This is a genomic window from Flavobacterium sp. 83 (assembly GCF_000744835.1).
Lineage (GTDB): Bacteria > Bacteroidota > Bacteroidia > Flavobacteriales > Flavobacteriaceae > Flavobacterium.
Genome location: NZ_JQMS01000001.1, coordinates 2,759,071 through 2,782,070, shown reverse-complemented (window position 1 = coordinate 2,782,070; position 23,000 = coordinate 2,759,071). Strand labels below are relative to the sequence as shown.

The 23,000-nt window shown below is 31.9% G+C and carries 22 protein-coding genes, 1 tRNA gene and 1 pseudogene; 14 read left to right on the top strand and 10 right to left on the bottom strand.

Translation table 11 applies throughout. From position 1 onward, the window contains the following. The first annotated feature begins 91 nt into the window (after positions 1-91). From T410_RS12205 to T410_RS12185, 5 genes are all read left to right on the top strand, one after another. The gene (locus T410_RS12205) at positions 92-2,674 is read left to right on the top strand and encodes a circularly permuted type 2 ATP-grasp protein (RefSeq protein ID WP_035672112.1); all 2,583 of its coding nucleotides are present in this window, start codon (positions 92-94) and stop codon (positions 2,672-2,674) included. Next, positions 2,664-3,533, top strand: a complete 870-nt coding sequence (locus tag T410_RS12200; protein WP_035672109.1) for a transglutaminase family protein — start codon at positions 2,664-2,666, stop codon at positions 3,531-3,533. The genes T410_RS12205 and T410_RS12200 overlap by 11 nt, the downstream gene beginning before the upstream one ends. Before the next feature lies 1 nt (position 3,534). Next, a complete protein-coding gene (locus tag T410_RS12195; protein WP_202963257.1) occupies positions 3,535-4,434 on the top strand; it encodes a protein-glutamine glutaminase family protein in 900 nt (299 codons plus the stop codon). 434 nt (positions 4,435-4,868) lie between these two features. After that, complete coding sequence (locus T410_RS12190) at positions 4,869-6,335, top strand: glycoside hydrolase family 130 protein (RefSeq protein WP_035672104.1); 1,467 nt, start codon at positions 4,869-4,871, stop codon at positions 6,333-6,335. Between the two features lie 361 nt (positions 6,336-6,696). Further along, on the top strand, positions 6,697-7,839 hold the full coding sequence (locus tag T410_RS12185) for a saccharopine dehydrogenase family protein (RefSeq protein ID WP_035672102.1): 1,143 nt from the start codon (positions 6,697-6,699) through the stop codon (positions 7,837-7,839). A gap of 70 nt (positions 7,840-7,909) precedes the next feature. On the opposite strand, the gene T410_RS12180 is transcribed toward T410_RS12185, so the two are convergent. From T410_RS12180 to T410_RS16945, 7 genes are all read right to left on the bottom strand, one after another. Then, the gene (locus T410_RS12180; RefSeq protein ID WP_035672100.1) at positions 7,910-8,764 is read right to left on the bottom strand and encodes a transporter; all 855 of its coding nucleotides are present in this window, start codon (positions 8,762-8,764) and stop codon (positions 7,910-7,912) included. A gap of 83 nt (positions 8,765-8,847) precedes the next feature. Then, entirely contained in the window at positions 8,848-9,441 is a 594-nt protein-coding gene (locus tag T410_RS12175) for a 2OG-Fe(II) oxygenase family protein (protein WP_035672098.1), read from the bottom strand. A gap of 172 nt (positions 9,442-9,613) precedes the next feature. Continuing rightward, positions 9,614-11,077: an AAA family ATPase gene (locus tag T410_RS12170; protein ID WP_035672097.1), complete on the bottom strand. Its 1,464-nt coding sequence runs from the start codon at positions 11,075-11,077 to the stop codon at positions 9,614-9,616. A 129-nt stretch (positions 11,078-11,206) separates the two neighbouring features. Continuing rightward, on the bottom strand, positions 11,207-12,325 hold the full coding sequence (locus T410_RS12165) for a VWA domain-containing protein (RefSeq protein ID WP_035672095.1): 1,119 nt from the start codon (positions 12,323-12,325) through the stop codon (positions 11,207-11,209). A 108-nt stretch (positions 12,326-12,433) separates the two neighbouring features. After that, a complete protein-coding gene (locus T410_RS12160) occupies positions 12,434-12,817 on the bottom strand; it encodes a YchJ family protein (RefSeq protein ID WP_035672093.1) in 384 nt (127 codons plus the stop codon). 18 nt (positions 12,818-12,835) lie between these two features. Further along, on the bottom strand, positions 12,836-13,078 hold the full coding sequence (locus T410_RS12155; protein WP_035672091.1) for a hypothetical protein: 243 nt from the start codon (positions 13,076-13,078) through the stop codon (positions 12,836-12,838). 2 nt (positions 13,079-13,080) lie between these two features. Beyond that, positions 13,081-13,233, bottom strand: a complete 153-nt coding sequence (locus T410_RS16945) for a hypothetical protein (protein WP_152556954.1) — start codon at positions 13,231-13,233, stop codon at positions 13,081-13,083. A 370-nt stretch (positions 13,234-13,603) separates the two neighbouring features. Here T410_RS16945 and T410_RS16520 point away from each other — a divergent pair, with 370 nt between their 5' ends. Together T410_RS16520 and T410_RS12140 are read left to right on the top strand one after the other, a co-directional pair. Further along, entirely contained in the window at positions 13,604-16,441 is a 2,838-nt protein-coding gene (locus T410_RS16520; RefSeq protein ID WP_051929413.1) for a PAS domain S-box protein, read from the top strand. Beyond that, positions 16,438-16,833 carry a response regulator gene (locus T410_RS12140; RefSeq protein ID WP_035672089.1) on the top strand — a complete coding sequence of 132 codons (396 nt, stop codon included), beginning with the start codon at positions 16,438-16,440 and terminating at the stop codon, positions 16,831-16,833. The genes T410_RS16520 and T410_RS12140 overlap by 4 nt, the downstream gene beginning before the upstream one ends. Here the strand turns inward: T410_RS12140 and T410_RS12135 are convergent. Beyond that, positions 16,830-17,375 carry a hypothetical protein gene (locus tag T410_RS12135; RefSeq protein ID WP_035672086.1) on the bottom strand — a complete coding sequence of 182 codons (546 nt, stop codon included), beginning with the start codon at positions 17,373-17,375 and terminating at the stop codon, positions 16,830-16,832. The genes T410_RS12140 and T410_RS12135 overlap by 4 nt on opposite strands. A gap of 91 nt (positions 17,376-17,466) precedes the next feature. On the opposite strand from T410_RS12135, the gene T410_RS12130 reads away from it, so the two are divergent. From T410_RS12130 to T410_RS12110, 6 genes and pseudogenes are all read left to right on the top strand, one after another. Then, entirely contained in the window at positions 17,467-17,712 is a 246-nt protein-coding gene (locus T410_RS12130) for a hypothetical protein (protein ID WP_035672083.1), read from the top strand. Between the two features lie 176 nt (positions 17,713-17,888). Then, entirely contained in the window at positions 17,889-18,329 is a 441-nt protein-coding gene (locus T410_RS12125) for a KTSC domain-containing protein (protein WP_035674502.1), read from the top strand. A gap of 164 nt (positions 18,330-18,493) precedes the next feature. Beyond that, complete coding sequence (locus T410_RS12120; protein WP_035672081.1) at positions 18,494-18,751, top strand: hypothetical protein; 258 nt, start codon at positions 18,494-18,496, stop codon at positions 18,749-18,751. A gap of 255 nt (positions 18,752-19,006) precedes the next feature. Further along, positions 19,007-19,756 (top strand): DUF4369 domain-containing protein, encoded by a 750-nt coding sequence (locus T410_RS12115; RefSeq protein ID WP_035672078.1) that lies wholly within the window; start codon positions 19,007-19,009, stop codon positions 19,754-19,756. Positions 19,757-19,774: 18 nt separating this feature from the next. Continuing rightward, positions 19,775-20,161 (top strand): annotated as a pseudogene (locus T410_RS17350) (TlpA family protein disulfide reductase); the annotation flags it as partial. 173 nt (positions 20,162-20,334) lie between these two features. Beyond that, positions 20,335-20,415: transfer RNA gene (locus T410_RS12110), tRNA-Tyr, on the top strand. Positions 20,416-20,560: 145 nt separating this feature from the next. On the opposite strand, the gene T410_RS12105 is transcribed toward T410_RS12110, so the two are convergent. Both T410_RS12105 and T410_RS12100 read right to left on the bottom strand, forming a co-directional pair. Next, complete coding sequence (locus tag T410_RS12105) at positions 20,561-21,250, bottom strand: SIMPL domain-containing protein (protein ID WP_035672075.1); 690 nt, start codon at positions 21,248-21,250, stop codon at positions 20,561-20,563. A 53-nt stretch (positions 21,251-21,303) separates the two neighbouring features. Beyond that, the gene (locus T410_RS12100) at positions 21,304-21,942 is read right to left on the bottom strand and encodes a rhomboid family intramembrane serine protease (RefSeq protein WP_035672072.1); all 639 of its coding nucleotides are present in this window, start codon (positions 21,940-21,942) and stop codon (positions 21,304-21,306) included. A gap of 115 nt (positions 21,943-22,057) precedes the next feature. Here T410_RS12100 and T410_RS12095 point away from each other — a divergent pair, with 115 nt between their 5' ends. After that, positions 22,058-22,927, top strand: coding sequence for a lysophospholipid acyltransferase family protein (locus T410_RS12095; protein WP_035672069.1), 870 nt, complete (start codon positions 22,058-22,060; stop codon positions 22,925-22,927). Positions 22,928-23,000: the final 73 nt, after the last annotated feature.

The window sequence follows — 23,000 nt, the reverse complement described above, 5'->3', positions numbered from 1 at the left end:
ATAACAGCTTATTTTTAATAATTAATTGTTGTTCCCATTAAAAACAAGTATTTTGCAAGACTATAAAACGTAATTCATTCACCATTAACAAATGATTCAAAATATTTCATTGGGACTACTCAACTCATATAAAGAAAAAATTAATTCCTACGACGAAGTTCTTGACCAAAACGGTCAAGTGAAGCCCTATTGGAAGGGACTTTTTGATACTTTGGAATCTATTGGTATTGAAGAATTAGAATTTCGTAATCAAGAAATTGTAAAAAAATTAAAGGAAAACGGAGTTACTTATAATGTTTACGATTCTAATAAAGAATCGAATCGCGCTTGGAAACTAGATCCCATTCCGTTTCTGATTCACGAATCCGAATGGGAAACTATTGAAAAAGGACTAATCCAAAGGGCTCAATTATTGGATTTGATTTTAAAAGACCTCTATGGGCCTCAACTCTTGATTAAAAACGCCATCATTCCAGCTGAATTGGTTTTTGACAATTCGGGTTTCCTCTTGCCTTGTTTTGACATCAGACAAAAACACGACAAACAATTACTCAATTATGCGGTTGATTTGGCTCGTGGTCCAGACGGAAAAATGTGGTTATTAGACAACAGATCCCAAGCTCCTTCTGGAGCAGGATATGCACTCGAAAACAGAATTGTAATGAGTAAAGTTATTCCTGAACTCAACAAAAAAACATATCGAAAAAGACTTTCCCCTTATTTTAGTCAACTGCAACAAACCGTTGACTCACTTGGAAATAATTCTAATGAAAATCCAAATGTAGTTTTCTTGACTCCAGGTCCTGGAAACGAAACTTATTTTGAGCACGTTTACCTTTCGTCTTATCTTGGTTATACTTTAGTACAAGGAAATGATTTATTGGTTAGAGATGGTTTTGTGTGGCTAAAATCAATTGACCAGCTCGAACGTGTAGATGTTATTATCAAACGATTGGATGATGAATGGTGCGATCCGCTTGAATTACGAAAAGACTCATTATTGGGAATTCCTGGTTTATTACAAATCATTCGTTTAGGAAATGTAGCAGTGATGAATCCTCCAGGAACTAGTATTTTAGAAAATTATGGCCTGATGGCATTTATGCAAAATGCCTGCAAATTCCTTCTCAACGAACCATTATTGATAAGTTCTGTGGCTACGTGGTGGTGCGGACAAGCAAAAGAATTAAACTTTGTCTTAGCCAATTTACCCAAATTAATCGTAAAAAAAACCAATAGAAAACAAGGTTTTAGATCCATTTATGGTCGCTTATTGAATGAGGAACAGCTGGAAGATTTAAAAAGCCTAATTCTCAAAAGTCCCAAAGATTTTGTTGCCCAACAAGAAGTGAGTTTATCCACTACACCAGCCTTTATTAATGGAGCGATTGAACCGCGATATGCTGCACTACGCGCTTTTTTGGTGGCTGAAGGTGCTGATTACAAAGTAATGCAAGGAGGTTTAACAAGAAGTTCTGCTGTTAAAGATAAGTTTGAGATTTCGAACCAATTGGGAGGGATTTCAAAAGACACTTGGATTATTTCTGATATACCAAAAGAATATCATGAAAAGTCTGTTGAACAAAAAAACAACAACAATCAACTGAATAATTCTTTGACGAGCAGGAATGCCGAAAACTTATTTTGGGTAGGCCGCTTATCCGAAAGAACAATGGCACTTCGTAGTTTTTTAAAAATAATCCTGAATAGACTCAATGAAAATGTAACTAAAAACGCAAATAAACAACCTGAATTTTTAGTTGTACTATTAAAATCTTTAACACATCTTACACAAACCTATCCAGGATTTGTTGGAAAAGAAGGAGAAGATTTTGATAATGAACCTATTTTTGAAAACCCAATTACAGAATTGTTACTCTTAATTAACAATCCAAATATTGCAGGCTCTGTGGTGTATAATATACAATCGTTGCTGAATACTATTAATCAGGTCAGCGAAAAGTGGAATGATGACACTAGACGCATTATTAATTTAGTTGAGGATAGCTTATTGACACTTAAAAAAACCAATACCGATAATATCAATTATGTAAACCACGCTTTGGATAAATTGCATATTCGTCTTTTTTCTTTTTATGGAAATATTTATGAAACATTACCTAGAGATAATGGTTTTTATTTACTTGAAACAGGTAAAAATGTAGAACGCATACTATCTTTAATATCGGTTTTTCGTTCTACTCTGAATTATAAAAAAAACGAGGAAGAAGAAGCAGTTTTGATGGAAGCTGTTTTAGAAAACCATCATTTATTAGCACAATATCGAAATATTTACAAATCACATTTAAGTTTGAAAGCCGTTATCAATATGGTATTTTTGGAGAAAAATTTACCTTATACACTTGCCTTTTTATTAGACACTCTTTCAAATTATCTCTCAAAATTACCTAAATCCAAAGAACCAAATCGATTGAGTATCGCCGAAAAATCAGCTTTGGAAGCCAGTACACTTGTCAAACTAATTGATGCCGATAAACTAATACAAGTGGACGATGACACACAATTTCGTCCTGAATTAGACGAAACGCTATCCAAAGTTTTTGAACTGATTTGTAATGTTTCTAACAATTTATCCAGTTTGTATTTTAATCATTCCGTGATACAACATTCCATTTTAGACACCCTAGAAAATAGTGATTCTGATGAAATATAAATTAAAACATAAAACGCTGTATACGTATGTAAACGAGGTTCACAATTACCAAAGTATATTGTGCCTGCAACCCCGAAATTCTGCTAAACAAATTTGTAAAAATTTCAAATTAGAGATTGAACCTAAACCTTCAAAAGTATATTCTCGTACAGACTATTTTGGAAATATCCAACATTATTTTTCACTCCACGAATCGCATAAATCTTTAAAGGTTACTGTTTCCAGCGAGATTGAAGTATTAAACAATGTAATACAACCATTAAATCCAATAACCTGCGAGCAAGCTAGGATAAAATTTCAAACCGATCTTCCAATCAAAATTCAAGTTCTTCAGTATTTATTACCAAGTCAATTTATCAATTGGGACGAAGAAATAGAGGCTTTTGCCAAAACCTGCCTTATTCCAGAAGTGTCTCTTTTTGAAGCTATCCTGGATTTAATTAAAAAAATATATACTGAATTTCAATTCAAATCCGGTTCCACCAATGTCAATACACCGCTAAAAACAGTTCTCAAAGAACGAAAAGGCGTTTGTCAAGATTTCTCTCATTTGGCTATTGCCAGTTTGCGCAGTGTTGGTATTCCTGCAAAATATGTAAGCGGATATATCGAAACTTTGCCTCCAAAGGGTAAAATAAAACTAGAAGGTTCGGACGCTTCACATGCTTGGATTTCTGTTTATATTCCAGAAATGGGTTGGTGTGAATTTGATCCCACTAACAATATGATTCCACAACAACGGCATATTGTAACGGCATACGGAAGAGATTTTGCCGATGTATCGCCACTAAAAGGAATTATTTTTAGCTCTGGCGAGCATAAAGTAAAAGTAGAAGTAGATGTTATACCTTTAATTTAATATTATCACAAAAAAACACCCCCTTTTAACGGCTAGAAAAGCATCTATTATAGATCTAAATACAGCAAACGATTTATTTGCAGAAATTATCCAATCTGGACTTCCTTTTGGTTACCAACAAGCTAATTGCCATAATATTTCTCATTATATCAGTTTACTATTAGAATCTAAAGGTTATCTGTGTGCTAAAATTTGGGCATTTGCACCAATGGTTTATTCTGTAAACAGTTCTCGCTTAATTTCGTTTGCCGATAAAAAGAATATTTCTCCTAACGGAAAAATTGATTGGGGATATCATGTAGCACCAGTCTTACAAGTTAGAATAGGAAATAAAGTACGTAAAATGGTCATTGACCCGGGATTATTTAAAACTCCTGTTCGCTATAGAACTTGGTTGGCCAAACTCAAAACCAGAAAACTCATTTATTTAATTGTGGATTCGGAATGGTATTTATTCAATTCCTCGATGATTCCCAATTCGCAATTGCAATTGAATATAAATACTATTCAACCAAACGTTAAATTGCCCGATTGGTTTTCGGACAAACTCATCACTGATTTTTTCAAATATGAAGAAGATTCTTTAGAGCAACATTGGATTGAAAAAGGATTGGCTGTAAACGAAACGGCCATGGCTTTTTATAATGCCGAAATCAAACCCATACTTAATTCTAAAGCGCACCAAGAATTAGTTTATGATTATAAAATGTTAGTGGGGAATGTCTTTAATTTTGAAACTATTTTTAGAGATAATAATTGGAACTATGAAATGAATGATGATTTTCAATTGAGACATCAAAACATTATAACCAAATATAGTAATCTGTACTTTTTTAATCTACAAAAATGGGAAAAATCTCTTTCCTTATTGAATGAATTAATAAATAAAAGAAAGATATAGATTGTTCTAAACTACACCTAAAAGTTTAGATAAAATTTTCAATTAATTGAAACAAAATGAGCTCGATACAATATCGAGCTCATTTTGTTTTAATTTTATTTCGTTTATCATTCATTTTTTTTTAAATACTGTAAATCAAAGATTAACACTTATTTCATTATTATTTTTGTAAATTTGGATTAATGACTTAATTGAAGTTTGAGCCTCCAAAATCCTAATTTATTAAGTGAATCAACCTTTTTATCTTGGTTTAAAAAATGCTTTAAATAAGTTTAGAAAAAGAGCACCTCAAAACCAGAATCGATATATTTCAAAAAAAATGGCTGCTGTGTCATTTAAAATTAGAGCCGAACTATTAAGTAAAATATCTAAACGCCTTTTTATCTCTAAATAAAAAGGGGCACTTATTTTATTATAATTTATAAAATAAAACTATGCGAGTACCTGTAATGCGAAAAAATATAATATTCACACCTGATACCAGGAGAGTTGTTGCCCGATATTTTATGAATGGCGATCAAAGAACCCAACAAATGGTGAGTCGCATAATGATGTTGGATGAAAAACAAGTTATAGATACACTAGAGCATACACTTCGGGAATTTGCCAGACGTCATCGAAATATTTCACGCATATTCTTCGCCCATTGCGAAAAAATTAAAGGAATAATTGAAGGAATGCAAATCAACTATGACAGGCTTTCTGATGAACGAAAAATGCTCATTGGTTCTTACTGTACAATGGAGTATGCTATAGAATCTGCCGCTTTTTTCAATCCTTCAATAGTAGAAGATTTTGATCAATCAGACCTCGAAAAAGGAGAAAAACGGGTCATTATTTCTTTCCGGGCCACTGGTGAGGGACATATATCCTCTATTGTTTTTAGAAGGGGAATCCTGGATAAAAACAATGATCTCCATGTAATGAAAATTGGGAATAACATTGATAAGGCCGAAATTGTTCACAAATCATTATACAACAAAGAACGTTTTTTGATGAAATTGGCAGAGATGCATACTTCAGATAAATACTCAACCCGCATTATGCAAGACCTACCGGATGAATTTGAGTATGCTGCATTAAAAAATGTGGTAAATAAAGCATTAAGCGATCCAATGATTCGTCAGGAAAGAAGAACAGCACTCGAAGAAGTAATGTGGTTGACAGATTCGTTTTATGATTTACAATTCAAACACGATTCCGATATCACGGAGCGTGTTATTTTTCCGATATCTGATTCTGAAAGTCGTGGTATCGAAGACGCACGTTTTGTGCGCTTTGTGGATGATGACCAATCAGATAGAGTAATGGCAACTTATACTGCTTATAATGGTCATGTCATTCTTCCAAAACTTATTTCTACTGAAGATTTTTACACGTTTCGTGTAATGCCTTTATACGGAGCGGGTGCTCAAAATAAAAATCTGGCATTATTCCCTAGAAAAATAAAGGGCAAGTACGCTATGCTATCCAGAATTGATGGTGTAAACAATTACCTGATGTATTCTGACAGAGCTACGCAATGGAATAATCCTGTTATCCTCCAAGAACCTCGTTACACTTGGGAATTTACACAAATTGGAAATTGTGGATCACCACTGTGGACTAAAGAAGGCTGGTTGGTTATTACTCATGGTGTCGGAGCTATGAGAAGATATTGCATAGGCGCATCACTGTTTGATCTTGACGATCCTTCTAAAGAAATTGGTAGACTAAAAGAACCCCTACTCTCACCCCTGGAAGATGAACGAGAAGGATATGTCCCTAATGTAGTCTATTCCTGCGGTTCTATTATTCACAATAACAGCCTTATATTGCCGTATGCCGTATCAGATTATTCATCGACTTACGGTGTGGTCGATTTGGCTGAATTAATCGAGGCCTTGAAGAAAAGTAAATAATATTATCTTCATCATTTTCTTTTAATTTTCCATCATAAACACTTTACATATCTATCACTAAAATTATAAAAAACAGATCATTTAAATAATGAAAATACCATCACCTAAATAATAACAATAATACACCTTTCATTATTATACTGTCCGGCAGGCTATACACTGCAAGTCCGCAGGAAGTTGCCCATAAAACATAACCCCAAAACGAGCTTCCTTTGGTCGCTGTTTTGGGGTTTGTTTTATAAAAAGCCTCTTCCTTTACGGGCTTTTCATTGCTATCCTTGACAGGAAATTCATTTCCACAATCAACAAATTACTATACGATCACAAATTCTAAATCAAGAAAAAACAGTACCTTTAATAGATGAAAAAGCATCACAATATTATTATTGCTGGAGCCGGCGGAATTGCTGAAGCTGTTGGTTTGTTACTAATGGAATGGAGTGAGGTAGCCCCTACCCTGTTTATTGGTGACAAAACCCATTCAAAAGCAAAAAAAGTAGCAAATTGGATTCAAGAAGGAACAACAAAACCCAGTTTCATTAAGGACTTCCACCTCGTTGAAAATGGCTTAACAGATCAAATGAAAATAATCTTGCGTCAAGGAGATATCATTCTCGACTGCCTTCCGGGTAGCCAAGCACCTAGAATAGCAAAGTTTGCCAAAGATTTTAACCTACACTACGCCAACCTCACAGAATATGTTTCAGAAACCGAAGAAATAATGGTTTTGGCAAAAGATGCCAAAACTGGTTTTATCCTTCAAACCGGTCTCGCTCCCGGCTACATCAACTTGTTGGCCAATGGACTTTTTCAACAGTTTTGCATTGACTTTGAAATAGACAAAGCAGATAAACTGGAAATGAAAGTGGGTGCTCTGACTAATCATGCTGTTGCCCCACATTATTATGGATTTACATGGAGTCCAGTGGGTGTAGCTACAGAATATCTGAAAGAAACCATCGTCTTAAGGGATTTTAAAAAAACGACACTGCCATCATTGTCACAAAGAGCAACTATTATTATTGATGGCATTGCTTATGAAGAGGATCTTACCTCAGGTGGTGCAGCAGATTTGCCTAACGCACTACTAGGAAAGGTATGTGCTCTTGATTACAAAACCTTGCGCCATCCCGGGCATTATGCTTGGGTTCAAGAACAACTTACTAATTTAGGAAATACGCCTGAGGCAATTAAAAGCCTTCAAGAAAAAATGGAAGCTATAATTCCTCATATTGAAGACGATAAAATTATTTTATATGCAGCGGTAGAAGGTAAAGATGCAACTGGAATATTGCGAAGAAAAGAAATTGCAAAATGCATACGTCCACAAATAGTTGGTAAACATCAATTGAGAGCCATCCAAACCACTACGGCAGTAGCATTAGTACAAGCAGCTCAACTATTGTTAGAAAATTCTCTTAGCGGAGTTGTCTTGCAAAGCCAAATTAATCCAAAACAGTTTTTGAATGGAAATTATATCGCACGTGTTTACGGCAAAGTGTAAACTCAGATACTAAATGGAATGACTTTTCCTAATCCATAATTAGTTATTGATGCTCATCATTTTGGTATCTTTAATTTGTCTGTGAGATTACAATTAAAATTATCGAAATCAAAGCTAAAAAAAGACCTGCAAAATTCATTTTGGTTAATTTTTCCTTAAACATTAAAATCCCAACAAGGCTTCCAATAATAATTACTCCCATATTCATCCCTGCAAAAACAGTTGACGGATTTTTGACAATTGCCTGATGCGCTTTTAGATAGAACAGAATATTTCCAAAGTTAAAAATACCAACCAGACCTCCAAAAAGGATATTTCTTATATTTAATGACACCTTATTAATTGTTCCTTCATAAATAACTACTACAATCATAATTAGCAACGCTATCCCAAAAACAACAAATAATGAAGTAGTGTACGGCAAACTTGAATACAGGGCGATTTGTTTAAAAAGAATATCTATAACTCCAAAGCCAAGTAAAACTGCTGCAGGATATATCCATTTATTTTCGGTATTTTGAGTAGGTTTAGCAAAAATGAGTACTAATGCTGGAAAACCAACTACAAGCGCAGCTACTTTTAACATATTAAAATCTTCTTTGAAGAGTATCCAAGCTGCCAAAATAGGGATAAACAACGAAAGTCGTTGAGCAGCATCAGTTTTCACAATACCCATGTGTTTTATAGATGCAGCCAAAAAAAGAAATATCGATGGCAACAAAACACTAATAGCTATATAAATACCCCAAGGTGCTGAAGTTCCCACAGCATTAAGTTCCGGACTGAAGAACAAATAACAAAGTACAAGGGCAAACAAATAATTTGAAGCAACAATTTGAGTATTACTTACACCATACTTACGTGAAAATTTAAATAGTACACCAACAGTTACACTGCATAGAATACTTAAAACAAGAAATAACATAGACCATATTTTGCCAGCAAAATTACTATTTTATGTTTGCTATAGCACTCTTATATTAAATTAAAGAATCCCTTTTTTAGTAATTAATCGCTCTTCAACCATCCCGTAATACTCATTCTGGTATTTTGGGTAACTAAAACTTCATGAACTAATTCATCACTCTTAAAAAAAACGGTTTTGCCCTGAGTAGGCGAAATTTTTTGATTGTTATCCAATTGATGAATGAGCAATTCACCCCCGTCACTTTCTTGCCAATTACTATTTAAATAACTAATCATAGAGTATTTTCGGCTAGGATTATTCTTGAATTGATCCAAATGTTTTAAATAAAAATCCCCAGATTCATACAACGAATAATGAAATTCATAACCCGTTATTCCAGCATAACAACTTTGATTCAAATAAAGAATAAATGCTTCTATTTGAACAAAGAATTCATTTTCGAATGCATTGTTGTGTTTCTTGTCAAGCCAATAAATCGAATCACTTCGAATCGCACCGTCATAAGAAAGTTTCTCAGAATTTCCGATTCCTGCAGCCATTAATAAGCTGTCCTGATTTAAAGTAAGTAAATTTTGTTTTAAATTATTAGCCAAATCGGCACTCAAAAAATGTTCCGATATACCTACCTTATTTTCAATATAAGTAGCAATCAAAGCCTCAAAGCTATTTTCCATGTCTGTTTTTCATTGACTGCTTAGACTGCCAACGGGACAAGGTAGACTAAATAAAACCACTAGAGGCTTATTATGAAATAAATAAAATCATTTATTTATAATTCCTCTTTTTTATTTCAATAACCAAAAAGAAAAAAGGGTTTAGAAATCAATCCTAAACCCTTTTAGCTACTTATAATTTACTGATAAAGCTACCGTAAATATCCTTGAACTGATAACCTTCCGAAAAACGGTCTTTACTCAGTTTTTTGTATTCGACCAATCCCCAAAGAATAAATTCTTTCATAAAAAATTTATCTTCTTTTTCCAGTTGCGGTTGGTATTTCTTGATTAAAACTTCAAGCGGGACGATACTTGCTAAGATTCTTTCATATTCTTCATTTGAACAATCATCCAATAATTCGAAACCACTTTCGGCAAAAAACCATTCTATAATATCTGTATAAGGTGTTTTTTCATCTTGTTTTTCCAGTTTTTCAATTTTCGGAAAATATGCAGGAAAAAAAGTATGAATCGCGTCGCCTAATAAATGCTGGGCCACAGCGGCAGCTCCCTCCTGCTCTCCTTCATAAACTAATTCCACTTTTCCGGTAATAGCTGGAATAATTCCCATAAAATCCGACAAACGTAACGACGTTTTATCATCTCCAGACTTTAAAGCTCTTCTTTCTGCTGTACTTAATAAATTCTCTAATGCAGTAATACTCAGTCTGGCACTTACACCACTTTTATTATCAATATATTCGCTTTCTCTTGCTTCAAAACTAATTTGTTCCAATAAATCCCTAGCTAAAGAAGGTACATAAACCATGTCACTTTGCACTGCATCCAATTTTGCTTCTTGTTGCGTAATGGTTCGAGCAATTTTAATGGTTTCCGGATAATGTGTCAAGATTTGAGAACCTATTCTGTCTTTTAACGGCGTTACAATGCTGCCTCGATTGGTGTAATCCTCAGGATTTGCAGTGAAAACAAATTGCATATCGAGTGGCATTCTCAACTTGAAACCACGAATTTGAATATCGCCTTCTTGTAGAATATTAAACAGCGCTACTTGAATTCTGGCTTGTAAATCAGGTAATTCGTTGATGACAAAAATGCAACGATTCGCTCTTGGAATCATCCCAAAATGAATCACACGATCATCCGCATAAGACAGTTTCAAATTGGCTGCTTTTATAGGATCCACGTCACCTATTAAATCCGCAACGGTTACATCTGGTGTAGCCAGTTTTTCAAAGAAACGGTCACTTCTGTGTAACCATGAAATTGGCGTTTCATCTCCTTTTATTTCAATTATATCTTTGGCAAAACGAGAAATCGGCTGCAACGGATCGTCATTAATTTCGGAACCAGTCACAAAAGGAATGTATTCATCCAATAATTCAATCATTTTGCGCGCCAATCTGGTTTTGGCTTGACCACGAAGACCCAACAAATTGATGTTGTGACGCGATAAAATAGCGCGTTCTAATTCGGGAATTACGGTATTTTCAAAACCGTGAACACCTTCAAAAGTTGGTTTTCCCGATTTAATTTTTTCTCTAAGATTAGAACGCAATTCATCTTTAATACTTTTGCTTTTGTAACCTGATTTTTTTAATTCTCCGAGTGTTTTTATATTTTCTATTTTCATATTACTATTATAATTGCTATTTAAATTATTATTTATTCTGGTCTCCTTTACAACTGACAACTGAGACTAATTACTATAAATTTGTTCTCGACTGCGCTCGAACTGACAACTTAGACTGTAAACTGACTACTATTTAATTCTCTTTTTACGGTTTGTTTCATAATCCTCAAAAATCATTTCTCCAAGGCCTTTTAATCCGGTGTAAAATGCTTTTCCTTGATTAGCTTCGGTAAAGCGATTTACAAATTGCTGTAAATACGGATCATTGGCAATCATAAAAGTGGTAATTGGAATGTGTAATTTTCGAGCTTGTTGCGCCTGATTGTAGCATTTATCCACAATATATTCATCAAGTCCATTACTGTTCATATAATAAGAACCGTCTTTTTCGCGTACACAACTTGGTTTACCATCGGTTATCATGAAAATTTGTTTGTTGGTATTTCGTTTGCGGCGAAGAATATCCATCGCAAGTTGCAAACCAGCTACCGTATTGGTGTGGAATGGCCCCACTTTCAAATACGGTAAATCTCGGATTGCAATCGTCCAAGCATCATTTCCAAAAACTAAAATATCTAAAGTATCTTTTGGGTAACGGGTTGTAATCAATTCAGCGAGAGCCATTGCTACTTTTTTGGCTGGTGTAATTCTATCTTCGCCATACAAAATCATACTGTGGCTGATGTCAATCATCAAAACGGTACTCATTTGGGATTTATACTGTGTTTCTTCAACAACCAAATCATTTTCGGTCAACATAAAATCTGCTACTCCATTATTGATTTGGGCGTTACGTAAGCTTTCGGTCAATGAAATTCGTTCCAGTCCGTCACCAAAATGAAATTCCCGAAATTCACCGGTATGCTCATCTCCGTTTCCGGAATGCTTGGTTTTATGATTGCCACTTCCCGATCGTTTTAGGTTTCCAAAAATGTTGTCTAAAGCTTGCTGGCGAATGGCGCGCTCCGTTTTGGCAGTAATTCCTATTCCTGAAGTTCCATCATCTTTGAGTTCATCGCGGATGTATCCCTTTTTCTTTAAATCTTCGATAAAATCATCAATGGTATAGTGTTCATCGGTAAGTTTATATTCTTTGTCTAATTCTCGCAACCAGTCGATTGCTTCATCAAAATCTCCCGAAGTATGTACGATTAATTCTTTGAAAATACCAAAGAGTTTATCAAACGGGGACTGAAATGGGGCTTGGTATTGCTTGAAATAAAATCCTTTTTTAGTGTCATTTTTCATAGACATTAAAATTACATCTTTTTAAAATGTAGTCTGGACAAACGTTTATTAATTTTTAGTTAAAAACATAGAGAGCAAAATAAGGTCTCTTTTTATTAAAAAAGAAAGCTAATTAAAAAATTCCCCATCGACATAAAACCAATTTCCATTTTCGAGTTTGAAAGTTGAAAGTTCGTGATGAATTTGGTCTTGAAGTTTACTGTCCCGAAAATAGGCTTTGAATTCTACGGTATTCTCGGTAGCATTTATAATTTCAAGTTTTTGCCATTGATTGGAAATTGCCCAATTTAGAATTTCAGTTTTAGAATAGTTTTTTCTCTCAGAAACAAGTGTGGTTACCCATAAATAATCAACTTCATGTGTTGCATAAGCTGAATACCTAGAACGCATTAAGGCTTCTGCAGTTAAGGATTTATTATTTCCTTTTATAATTGGTTCACAACAATTCTGAAAATTTTTCTGAGAGCCGCAGTAGCATTTTTCTACAATCATTTTTTTAATAAATAACTTTTAAAGTGTACCTGTTGCCTGTCCGTCAAGCGCAATTATTTTTTGGTGTAATTGATTCAATAATACTTGGTATTTGCTAATTTCGATTAGGTCTTCATCTTCTTCTGCAAAGTCAAGTAATTCATCTAATTCTTCGCTAACTTCAACTAATTTATTGTTAGCCTCTTTTGCATTTTTATTGGCAACAAAATCAATTATTTCTTGAACTCCATTTTTCAAATCTGCAAATTTATTGTTTTCCATCTTTAATTATTTTCTGAAGATTTATCTTCATTGAACTTCTTTACAATTTGTTTCAATTTTTCCTTACGCAACATTTCAGCTTGTTTTACTTTATCTTGTGCTTTGTGCAGTTTATCGTTGTGTTTTTTTATGTTTCTTTCATTATTTCTACTCATTGCTTTTTCTTTTAACTATCAAATCAATCATTTGATTCAAAAACTAATGCAAAGTTCGGGTTATTTATTGAAATTCAAATTGTTTTTAATTTGATAATTTAGTTATTATAACCGTACATTTAATTTTAGATAGTATTTTCCAAGTCATAATTAAAATTTACTGCAACTGAATATACTATTTTTTACAATTAATAGTTTTAATCTCAAATTTAACATCCCAATACAGACTGTTTTTCATAAAAAAGCAGCATACGATATTAAAAAATAAGAATACAACTATAATTAAGAAAACATTATGCTCTTATTCTATTTTTTTATACTTTTAAATTTTATAAATAATTTCCCATTCTCACTCATCCAAATAACATAAATGGATCATAAAAAACACCCAAAAATCATTAGTTGGTTCTTAAATAAGCCAAAAATTACGGGGTTTCTTACGTTTCTATTACTAAGTTTTATAGCAGGTTTTATTGTTACACAGCAATATCAACTTATAAAAGAAGATGAACAAAGAGAAATGAATAACATCCTCCAAGTTGTTCATCAAAATATCGAACAATCACTTAAAAACTGTTATACAACTACCTTAACATTAGCACTAACAATTAACGACAAAGGAGTTCCTGAAAATTTTGATTATATAGGCGCAAAATTAATAGAATCTAATAATAGTATTAGTGCCGTTCAATTAGTTCCTAAAGGGGTGATAAAATACATTTATCCCATGAAAGGAAATGAAGCAGCTATGAATTTAAATATTTTAAAGCATCCTTATCTTAAAGAAGCTTTAAAATCTATTGAAAATCAAAAAATGTATTTTGCAGGTCCGTTAAAATTAAAACAAGGCGGAATGGGAATTGTGGGTAGATTTCCTGTTTTTCATAATAATAATTTCTGGGGGTTTTCAGCTGTAATTATTAAGTTAGAACCTTTTTTAAAATCTTCTGGAATAAATAACGTTGATGATTCAAAATACTATTTTCAGCTTTCAAAATACGACACTGAGACTAAAAAAGAAGTCTTTTATTTACCAAATAAAGCTGATTTTTCAAAAAAATATAATATTTCAAGTTATATTCCTGATGGTGACTGGAAATTATACCTAATATCGAAATATCAAAATTATCTTTATTACCAGATTTTAGTTCCTGCAATTATAGGGTTTATTTTGGCAGCACTTTTTGGTTTTTTGATTTACACTCTTTTAAAAATACCAAAAGAACTAGAGTATTTAGTAAATACACAATCCACAAAACTTTTAAATTCTGAGATAAAGTTTAAAGCAATTTTTGATCAGGCAGCTGTTGGGATTGCCTATATAGATTCTTATTCCGGCAATTTTATTGAGATTAATAGACAATATTGCAACTTATTAGGATACTCGCAGCGGGAAATGAAAGAAAAAAATTTCCAATCTGTTACACACCCAGATGATTTACAAGAAGATTTAATAAATTTAGAAAAATTAAGGAAAGGATACATTAGATCTTATTCTTTAGAAAAAAGGTATTTAACAAAAGCAGGTACTATAATATGGATAAATCTTACCGTTTCTCCGCTTTGGAAAATAAATGAAAAAGTAACGTCACATATTGCGATTGTAGAAGACATTTCTTTAAAAAAAGAAGCAGAAGAATTAATAAAAAAAAGTGAAACACGTTTTAAAAGTTTATTTGATGATTCGCCTCTACCATTAAGAGTGGAAGATTTTTCTGACGTTAAAAAATACCTTGAAGAACTTGATTTAATGTATGAAGATAAAGAAGTAGTTAGAAACTACTTTGAAAAAAATCCAAATAGTGTTGATAAATCCCATTCGCTAGTTAAATTAATTGACGCAAACAAAGCCTGCCTAAAACTGCACAAGGTTAAGACCAAAGAAGATTTAATTGAAACAAAATCTAACTTATTTAATAATAGAGCATTATATTGTTTTACCGAACATCTTATTGCAATAACTCAAGGTGAAAATAAATTTATTTTAGATACGATTATAAAAAATTCAGAGGGTGAATACCGTAATATAAATTTAAGATGGAATACAATCCAAGGATATAAAAAATCATTAGAAAGAATTATAGTTTCTACCGAAGATACTACTGACAGGAAAGCTGCAGAAAAAATCATTCTCGATACAAAACAAAAAGTAGAATCTCTTATTAATACTATTGACGGAATTGTATGGGAATGTAATCCGGCTACTTTCTCTTTCACTTTTATCAGTAAAAAAGCAGAGCAAATATTGGGATATACTTGCGAAGAATGGCTAGCAAATAAAACTTTTTGGTCTGATCATATTTATGCTGAAGATAAACAATGGGTTCTAGACTATTCTAAATCCCAAACAGAAGCTGAATTAAATCATGATTTTGAATACCGAATGATTGCTAAAAATGGATCTGTCATTTGGCTAAGAGACATTGTAAATGTTGTTTTTGAAAATGGCAAAGCAGTAAGTTTACGTGGAATAATGATTGATATTACCAAGACTAAAAAAGCCGAAAAAGATTTAAACAAATCCTTCAATTTAGTTACGGAACAAAATAAAAGACTTCTTAATTTTTCTTACATAGTTTCTCATAATTTAAGATCACATACCAGTAATATTTCATCTATAATGAGTTTAATTGAATCTTCTGAATCAGAGGAGGAAAAAAACCAAATGATCCAATTATTAAAATCAGTTTCAAGTTCTCTAAATGAAACGATGCTTCACCTGAATGAGGTAATTAACATTAGAACAAATATTGGTTTAGTTTCTGAATCGCTAAATTTAAAAGAATACATTTATACCGTTCAAAAGGTACTTTCAGAACAAATAAGATCTAATGAAGTTTCAATTTCAACTATAATACCCGAAGATATTACAATAAATTATAATCCTGCATATCTAGAAAGCATACTTTATAACATCATATCTAATTCCATTCGCTATAAACATCCTGGAAGAAAACCCCAAATAACAATAAAATGGTTTATAGAAGATAAAATGAATGTACTTCAAATATCAGATAATGGTGTCGGAATCGATCTTGTAAGGAATGCAGACAAGATTTTTGGGATGTATAAAACATTTAGCAACAATGCCGATTCAAAAGGAATTGGTTTATTTATAACAAAAAATCAAATTGATGCTATGGGTGGAAATATAACTGTAGAAAGTGAGCCTAATATAGGCACAACATTTAAAATTTATATTCAATGAGAAAAAAAGTAATCTGGGTAGTAGATGACGATGCTATTTATCAAATTATAGTAAATAAAATCATTCTGAGATCAGAGATGTTTTCAACTATTTTTTCTTTTAAAAATGGAAAAGACGCTATTGATGCTCTACGTAATACTATTGAAAACACAGGAGAATTTCCAGATATCATTCTATTAGACATCAATATGCCTATTATGGATGGATGGGAATTCATGGAAGAAATGGAATTGATAAAATCCCAATTAAACAAAAAAATAAATATTTATATTGTAAGTTCATCTATAGCTATTGAAGATAAAAACAAAACCAAAACGTATCCGGATATTTTGGGTTATTTATCTAAACCCATAACAACTGATGACTTAATATTGGTGGCAACAAATAATTAAACTATTTCTCTTTTAATTTCTTCTAAAGATTTATTAGTAAAAATAAGTTCATTGATAATTTTTTGCCGTAAAACATCCAGGTCATCATAGTCAAAATATTTGGCCCATGAAGTCAAAGAAAGTAAATTTCGAATTTGCTTGATTTTTTTAGTAGTTTCAAAACTAGTCCGAAGGATTGCCTTATTATCATAATTCGGATTGTTTTTATGTTGATAGTTAACCGTTCTTTTTTCATAATTAGCTTCTAAATAATATAGTTCCTCTATAGCATTATCCGGATAAAAACTTGTCCAAAGTGCAAAACCTAATTTAATCTTAGACTCGGTTTCAGGTTCCAAAGGTTCTAATCGCCATTTACTATTAGCTAATCTTCCCCAATGATTAGACAAGCGATACATTCCTAATGTCGTATAATAATAACTACTCCCAGACTTACTTTGGAATTGAACAGATAATCCGTTTAACGAATCTAAAGACTCCTCATGAAATACACAAAAAGTGTTTTTGAATGAATTAGGATTAGGACGAAATATTTTTTGCATGAAACAAAGGTAATCAGAAAGTCTAAAATAGACCAAGGCAAACAATAATTGATTAACTTTGCGCTATAGAATTATTTTAAATAAATTGATTATGACCAAAGCTTCTGAAGAAAGAATGTTACAAAAAGGTGTTTACACTGGAATTATGGAAAAGGATGAAAACAACAACTTTTTTTGTGGTGAATATCTTTTAGATTATAAAATGGCTCAAAAACATACTGTTGGAGATTGGATTACCATTAAAAGTATAATTGAAAATCCAAGCGATATCAGTTACAATAAATATCCCAAAAAGTCAAAAAACTTTGACAAAGCAAATAATAAGCCACAACAATAAGCACTTAACATGTTTATTAAACAAGACAAAAATCAAAAAAAGCTGTTCTTTTTTTGATTTTTTTTTTGGACCTAAACTAAAAACTTAAAAAAAAGTGTACCTTTGCAAAAAATTTGTCGGTTTTAAAATCAAATACTATTGATTTTTATATTAAAAGACAAGTAGTTACCTTATTTATGAAAAAAATAGTTGAATACCGCAAACTACTAAATGTAGAAAAAACTGCTGAGCTTAAAGATTTAAAAACGATTTATCGCAATGCGATGAAAGAAGCACATCCTGATAAATTTTCAGGAGATGAAGCTGGATTAAAAGCTGCTGAAGAAAATAGTAAAAAAATTATTGAGGCTTATCACTTTTTGGTAAGTATCAATCCTGAGACTATAAAAGCAAACTTGCCAGAATATACTGAAACAATTTCAACTTCAACTATCACGGATTATAAATTCGTTGAAGGTAGATTAATCATCAATTTTTCAAATGGAAGCGTTTATGAATACATTAGTGTTCCTAAAGCAACTTACGTAAAAATGGTAAATGCTGATTCACCTGGAAGGTTTGCAAAAAGACACATTCTTAATGCTTTTACTTGGAGAAAAACGCTTAATCAAGACTAATTTTTTTTCAACATAAATACATGAGCATCCTATAACTGGGATGCTTTTTTATTTTAAAACAGTTTTAATTATTATTTACAGCTAAAAACACAAAAAATATTCTTGCACAATACACTTATATTTAATAATTTAGCAACCCCTAGTAATCATAAACCTACAAAAAAATGAATGATCCGTGCAAATTATACAAACATCAATACAGCAAGGCTAAGGAGACTCTTGACACACTCGAACAACAAAAAGCTACAATAAACCGCAATTTAATAGCTAACCCAATTTGCTCAGATTTACATAAAGAACTAAGGAATGTAACTCTAGACATTAAAATTACCATGAATGAAGTAGAACAAGCAGAATTTGACATTAATAAATGCGAATCAAAATTTAATACTTTAAAAACAGAAGATTCTCTTTCTAAATAGTTCAAACTTGTTTTTAAAAATTTTAAATCAGATTAAAGTATAGTAAACCATTTTTCTGAATGATTTGAAAACTATCATTACATTCTACTCAACTTCTATAGATAAACAATTCAAATTATTGAATAAAATCAATAAAATAGAATCTATGTCTATCCCTAATTAAGAATTAAAAATTATAACAAAAATTTAGGTAGTAAAATTATTTATAATTTATAATTTTAAATACTTTTGCACACTTAACTTAATTAACTAATAATGAAAAAAATAATTTTATTCCTTTCAGCTGTTGTAATGCTGTCTTCTTGTACCAAAGATAAATACACCATTTCTGGAACTGCAACTGGATTTGAAAATGGAAAAACAGTAATTCTGGAAACACCAAATGAAAATGGTAATGGTTTAACTGCAATTGATACCGTAAAAATTGAAAATGGTAAATTTGAAATTAAAGGAAAAGCTATAGAACCTTCTTTTCACACAATTCAAGTAGAAGGAGTACAAGGAAAAATACCTTTTATTTTAGAAAATGGAGACATTACTATAGTTGTAAATAAAGATAGCATACAAAAATCTAAAGTATCCGGAACTTATAATAATGATGAATACGTAACTTTCAATGAAGAAATTACAAAAATTCAAAAGAAGTTAATGGATTTTCAGACTAAAAACATGCAGGCAATGAATACTGCTCAACAAACTAAAGATACAGCTGTTATCAATGGATTGATGAAAGAATTTGGTAAAATTCAAGAAGAAGTAGGTACAACTTCTAAAGCTAAATATGTAAGTTATGCTGAGACACATCCTAAATCATTCATTTCTGCATTAATAATCCAAGGAATGCTTAATGATCCAACTGCTGATTCTAAAAAATCAGAAAAAATGTACAATAGCTTAGAAGAATCATTAAAAAACACAAAACCAGGTAAAGCAATAAAAGCTAAACTTGCTGAAATGAAATCTCCTTCCGTAGGTGCTACTGCTCCTGCTGTTGAAACTAAATGAAGAGCAGATTTTTCTGGACCTAATCCTGATGGAAAAGTAATTTCCCTGAAAGAATGTTTAGGAAAAGTTACAATAGTTGATTTTTGGGCATCTTGGTGTGGACCATGTCGCAGGGAAAATCCAAATGTTGTTGCTATCTATAAAGAATTACATTCTAAAGGACTTAACATCATTGGTGTTTCTTTAGATAAAGATGCTAAAGCTTGGAAAGAAGCTATTGCAAAAGATAAATTAACATGGAATCATGTTTCAAATTTAAAATTTTGGGATGAGCCTATAGCCTCACAATATAAAGTTCAGTCTATTCCTGCTACTTTTATTCTTGATGTTTCAGGAAATGTGGTAGCACAAGATTTAAGAGGTGACGAATTAAGAGCAAAAATTATAGCGCTTTTAACAAAATAACTTACTTCAATTGAATAAAACAAAAAATCTCCCTAGTGGAGATTTTTTTATTTTATTCAATACCAATACTTTAAAAATAATACTAAAATTAAGTGCAAATATTGTTTGTAAACTTCAAAACAGTTTCTATATTTGCACCCGGTTAGCACAATAAGCAATGCTTATTGAGTCTTGGGGAGATACTCAAGCGGCCAACGAGGGCAGACTGTAAATCTGCTGTGTAAACTTCGCAGGTTCGAATCCTGCTCTCCCCACAAAAACTCTTCAAGTAATTGAAGAGTTTTTTTTTACTATTCTTAAAAGCTGTATTTAAATTTGAATCCTATTTAATTATAATAAAAAAATCCCATCTCATTGTAAACAAAGAGACAGGATTTGAATTTAAAATTTTTCTTCTTTCTACTCTAAAATAAAACTCACACTTACATTAGCAGTAATATTGATTTCTCCAACAGCAAGCGTTTCTCTTGGTGCTTGAGCATCGCTCATTTCCATTTTCATGGCAGCATATCGAATAGGTTGCGGATAATAGGTTTGTGAATTATCTGAAATCGTCATCGCACGACCCACTTTTTGCCCTAAAACAGAAACATAGTCCTCAGCTTTTAGTTTAGCTTCTTTCATGGCTAATTTTCTTGCCTCTGATTGATATTGTGCCATCTTTGAAGACTGAAAGGTTACATTATCAATTCTATTAATTCCTTCATCTACCAATCCTTCCATCAATTCGTCATATTTTGACAAATCTTTCAATAGTATTTCGATTGTTTGTGTAGCATTATAATTGTGTTTCTTTTTTTCATAGTCATATTCTGGATTTAGAGAAACACGTTGCGTATTATAATCTGAAGGAGCCAAGTTCATTTTTTTTATGAATTTTAAAACGGCTTCTATTTTTTGATCATTTTGTTTCTTAACATCTTTAGCATTATTTCCTTTTGTTTCAATAGTAGCTAATATTGTTGCTTGATCTGGGACAACTTTTACTTTCCCTTCTCCACTTACATTTATTTGTGGAACTTGCTTGACTTCTTGCGCATATGACATAGACACGAACATCATAGATAGAAATAGTACTGCTTTTTTCATCTTAATTTTATTTTAATTGATTTTATCCTAATTACCTTTCAAAAGTTATGCCATTATAATTTTCCCGTTTTTTCCATTACAAAAAGCAGAACAATCGGAATAGCTAATAATACCACCATTAAAGTATGATCTACGAACAATTGAGGTTCTTTTATAAGAGTTAGCAAATACCCGCCAATAGCGCCTCCAAAATGGGCTGTATGGCCAATGTTATCATTCTTAGCTTTCATACCGTAGATAGAATACAATAAATATAAAATTCCAAAAAGATATGCCGGAATTGGAATAATGAAAAAGAGTCCCAACATCATATCAGGTTGCAATAATATTGCTGAATATAAAACACCCGTCACAGCTCCTGAAGCTCCTACTGCTCTATAACTATAATCATTTTTATGAAAAAGCATTGTCAATAAACTCCCGAAAACTAAACTCCCAAAGTAAATGAACACAAACGACAAACTACCTAAATATTCGATAACAACTGGCGCGAAAAAATAAAGTGTCAGCATATTAAAAATCAAGTGTGGTAAATCCGCGTGTAGAAAACCAGATGAAACCATTCTTATTTGCTCACCTGAGCGAATACTTCCCACATGAAATTCATATTTTCTAAAAAAGGAAAGATCATTAAATCCCTTGTAACTAATTAAAACATTTGCAACAATTATTGCAATTAAAATGACATTCATAAACTTTATTTATTGTGAATTGTAAATATAGTCATTCTCAAATTCAGACACAGTAACGGGCTAAAATTTATCGCTATGTTCATTTTTGCATTATATTTGCAAAAAAAATTACTGCATGCAATTTCTTATTTTTATTATAGCGTATCCTTTTCTTTGGATTGTTTCTATTCTCCCTTTTCGAATTTTCTATTTATTATCTGATGCAATTTATTTTTTAGTTTATTATGTCATTGGTTATCGAAAAAAAGTTGTTCGAGCAAATCTAGCTATGGCATTACCACACTTAAGTGACGAAGAACGCTTAGATATTGAAAAAAAATCATATCATCATTTATGCGACATGTTCCTAGAAATGATTAAAACTATGACAATTTCATCGGAAGAAATGAATAAAAGATTCACAATAACAAATCTGGAAGTCATTAAAGAATATGAAAAGAAAGGAAAAAGTATAATGCTTTTGGCTTCTCATTATGCTAGCTGGGAATGGTTGATTACGCTAAACCAAAAAATATCCTACCAAGGTGTAGGTGTTTATAAAAAAATAAACAACAAATATTTCGACAAACTCATTAGAGATATTCGGTCAAAATACAACACGCAATTAGTTGTCACCAATAAAACGATTCCATTGATTGCTCAAAACCAAAGAGAAAATATTCTTTCTGTATATGGATTAGCCAGTGATCAATCCCCAAAAGCCGATAGAATATTTCATTGGGACCGTTTCATGGGAATCGAAGTTCCTGTGCATACAGGAGCCGAAATGTTAGCTAAAAAATACAATCTCAATGTTGTTTTTGCAAAAGTAAAAAAAATAAAAAGAGGGTATTATGAAGCAACTTTGATTCCTATCACTGATGACCCTAAATCAATTCCAGATTTTGGAATTACTCATCAATTTATTCAAGAAGTAGAGAAGCAAATCCTTGAAGCTCCTGAATATTATTTTTGGACGCATAAACGATGGAAACACAGGAAATAGTGTTCGTAGCAGTTTCAATTAAATAAAAAAACACCTGTTATAAACTATGCCGTTTATAACAGGTATTTTTTTT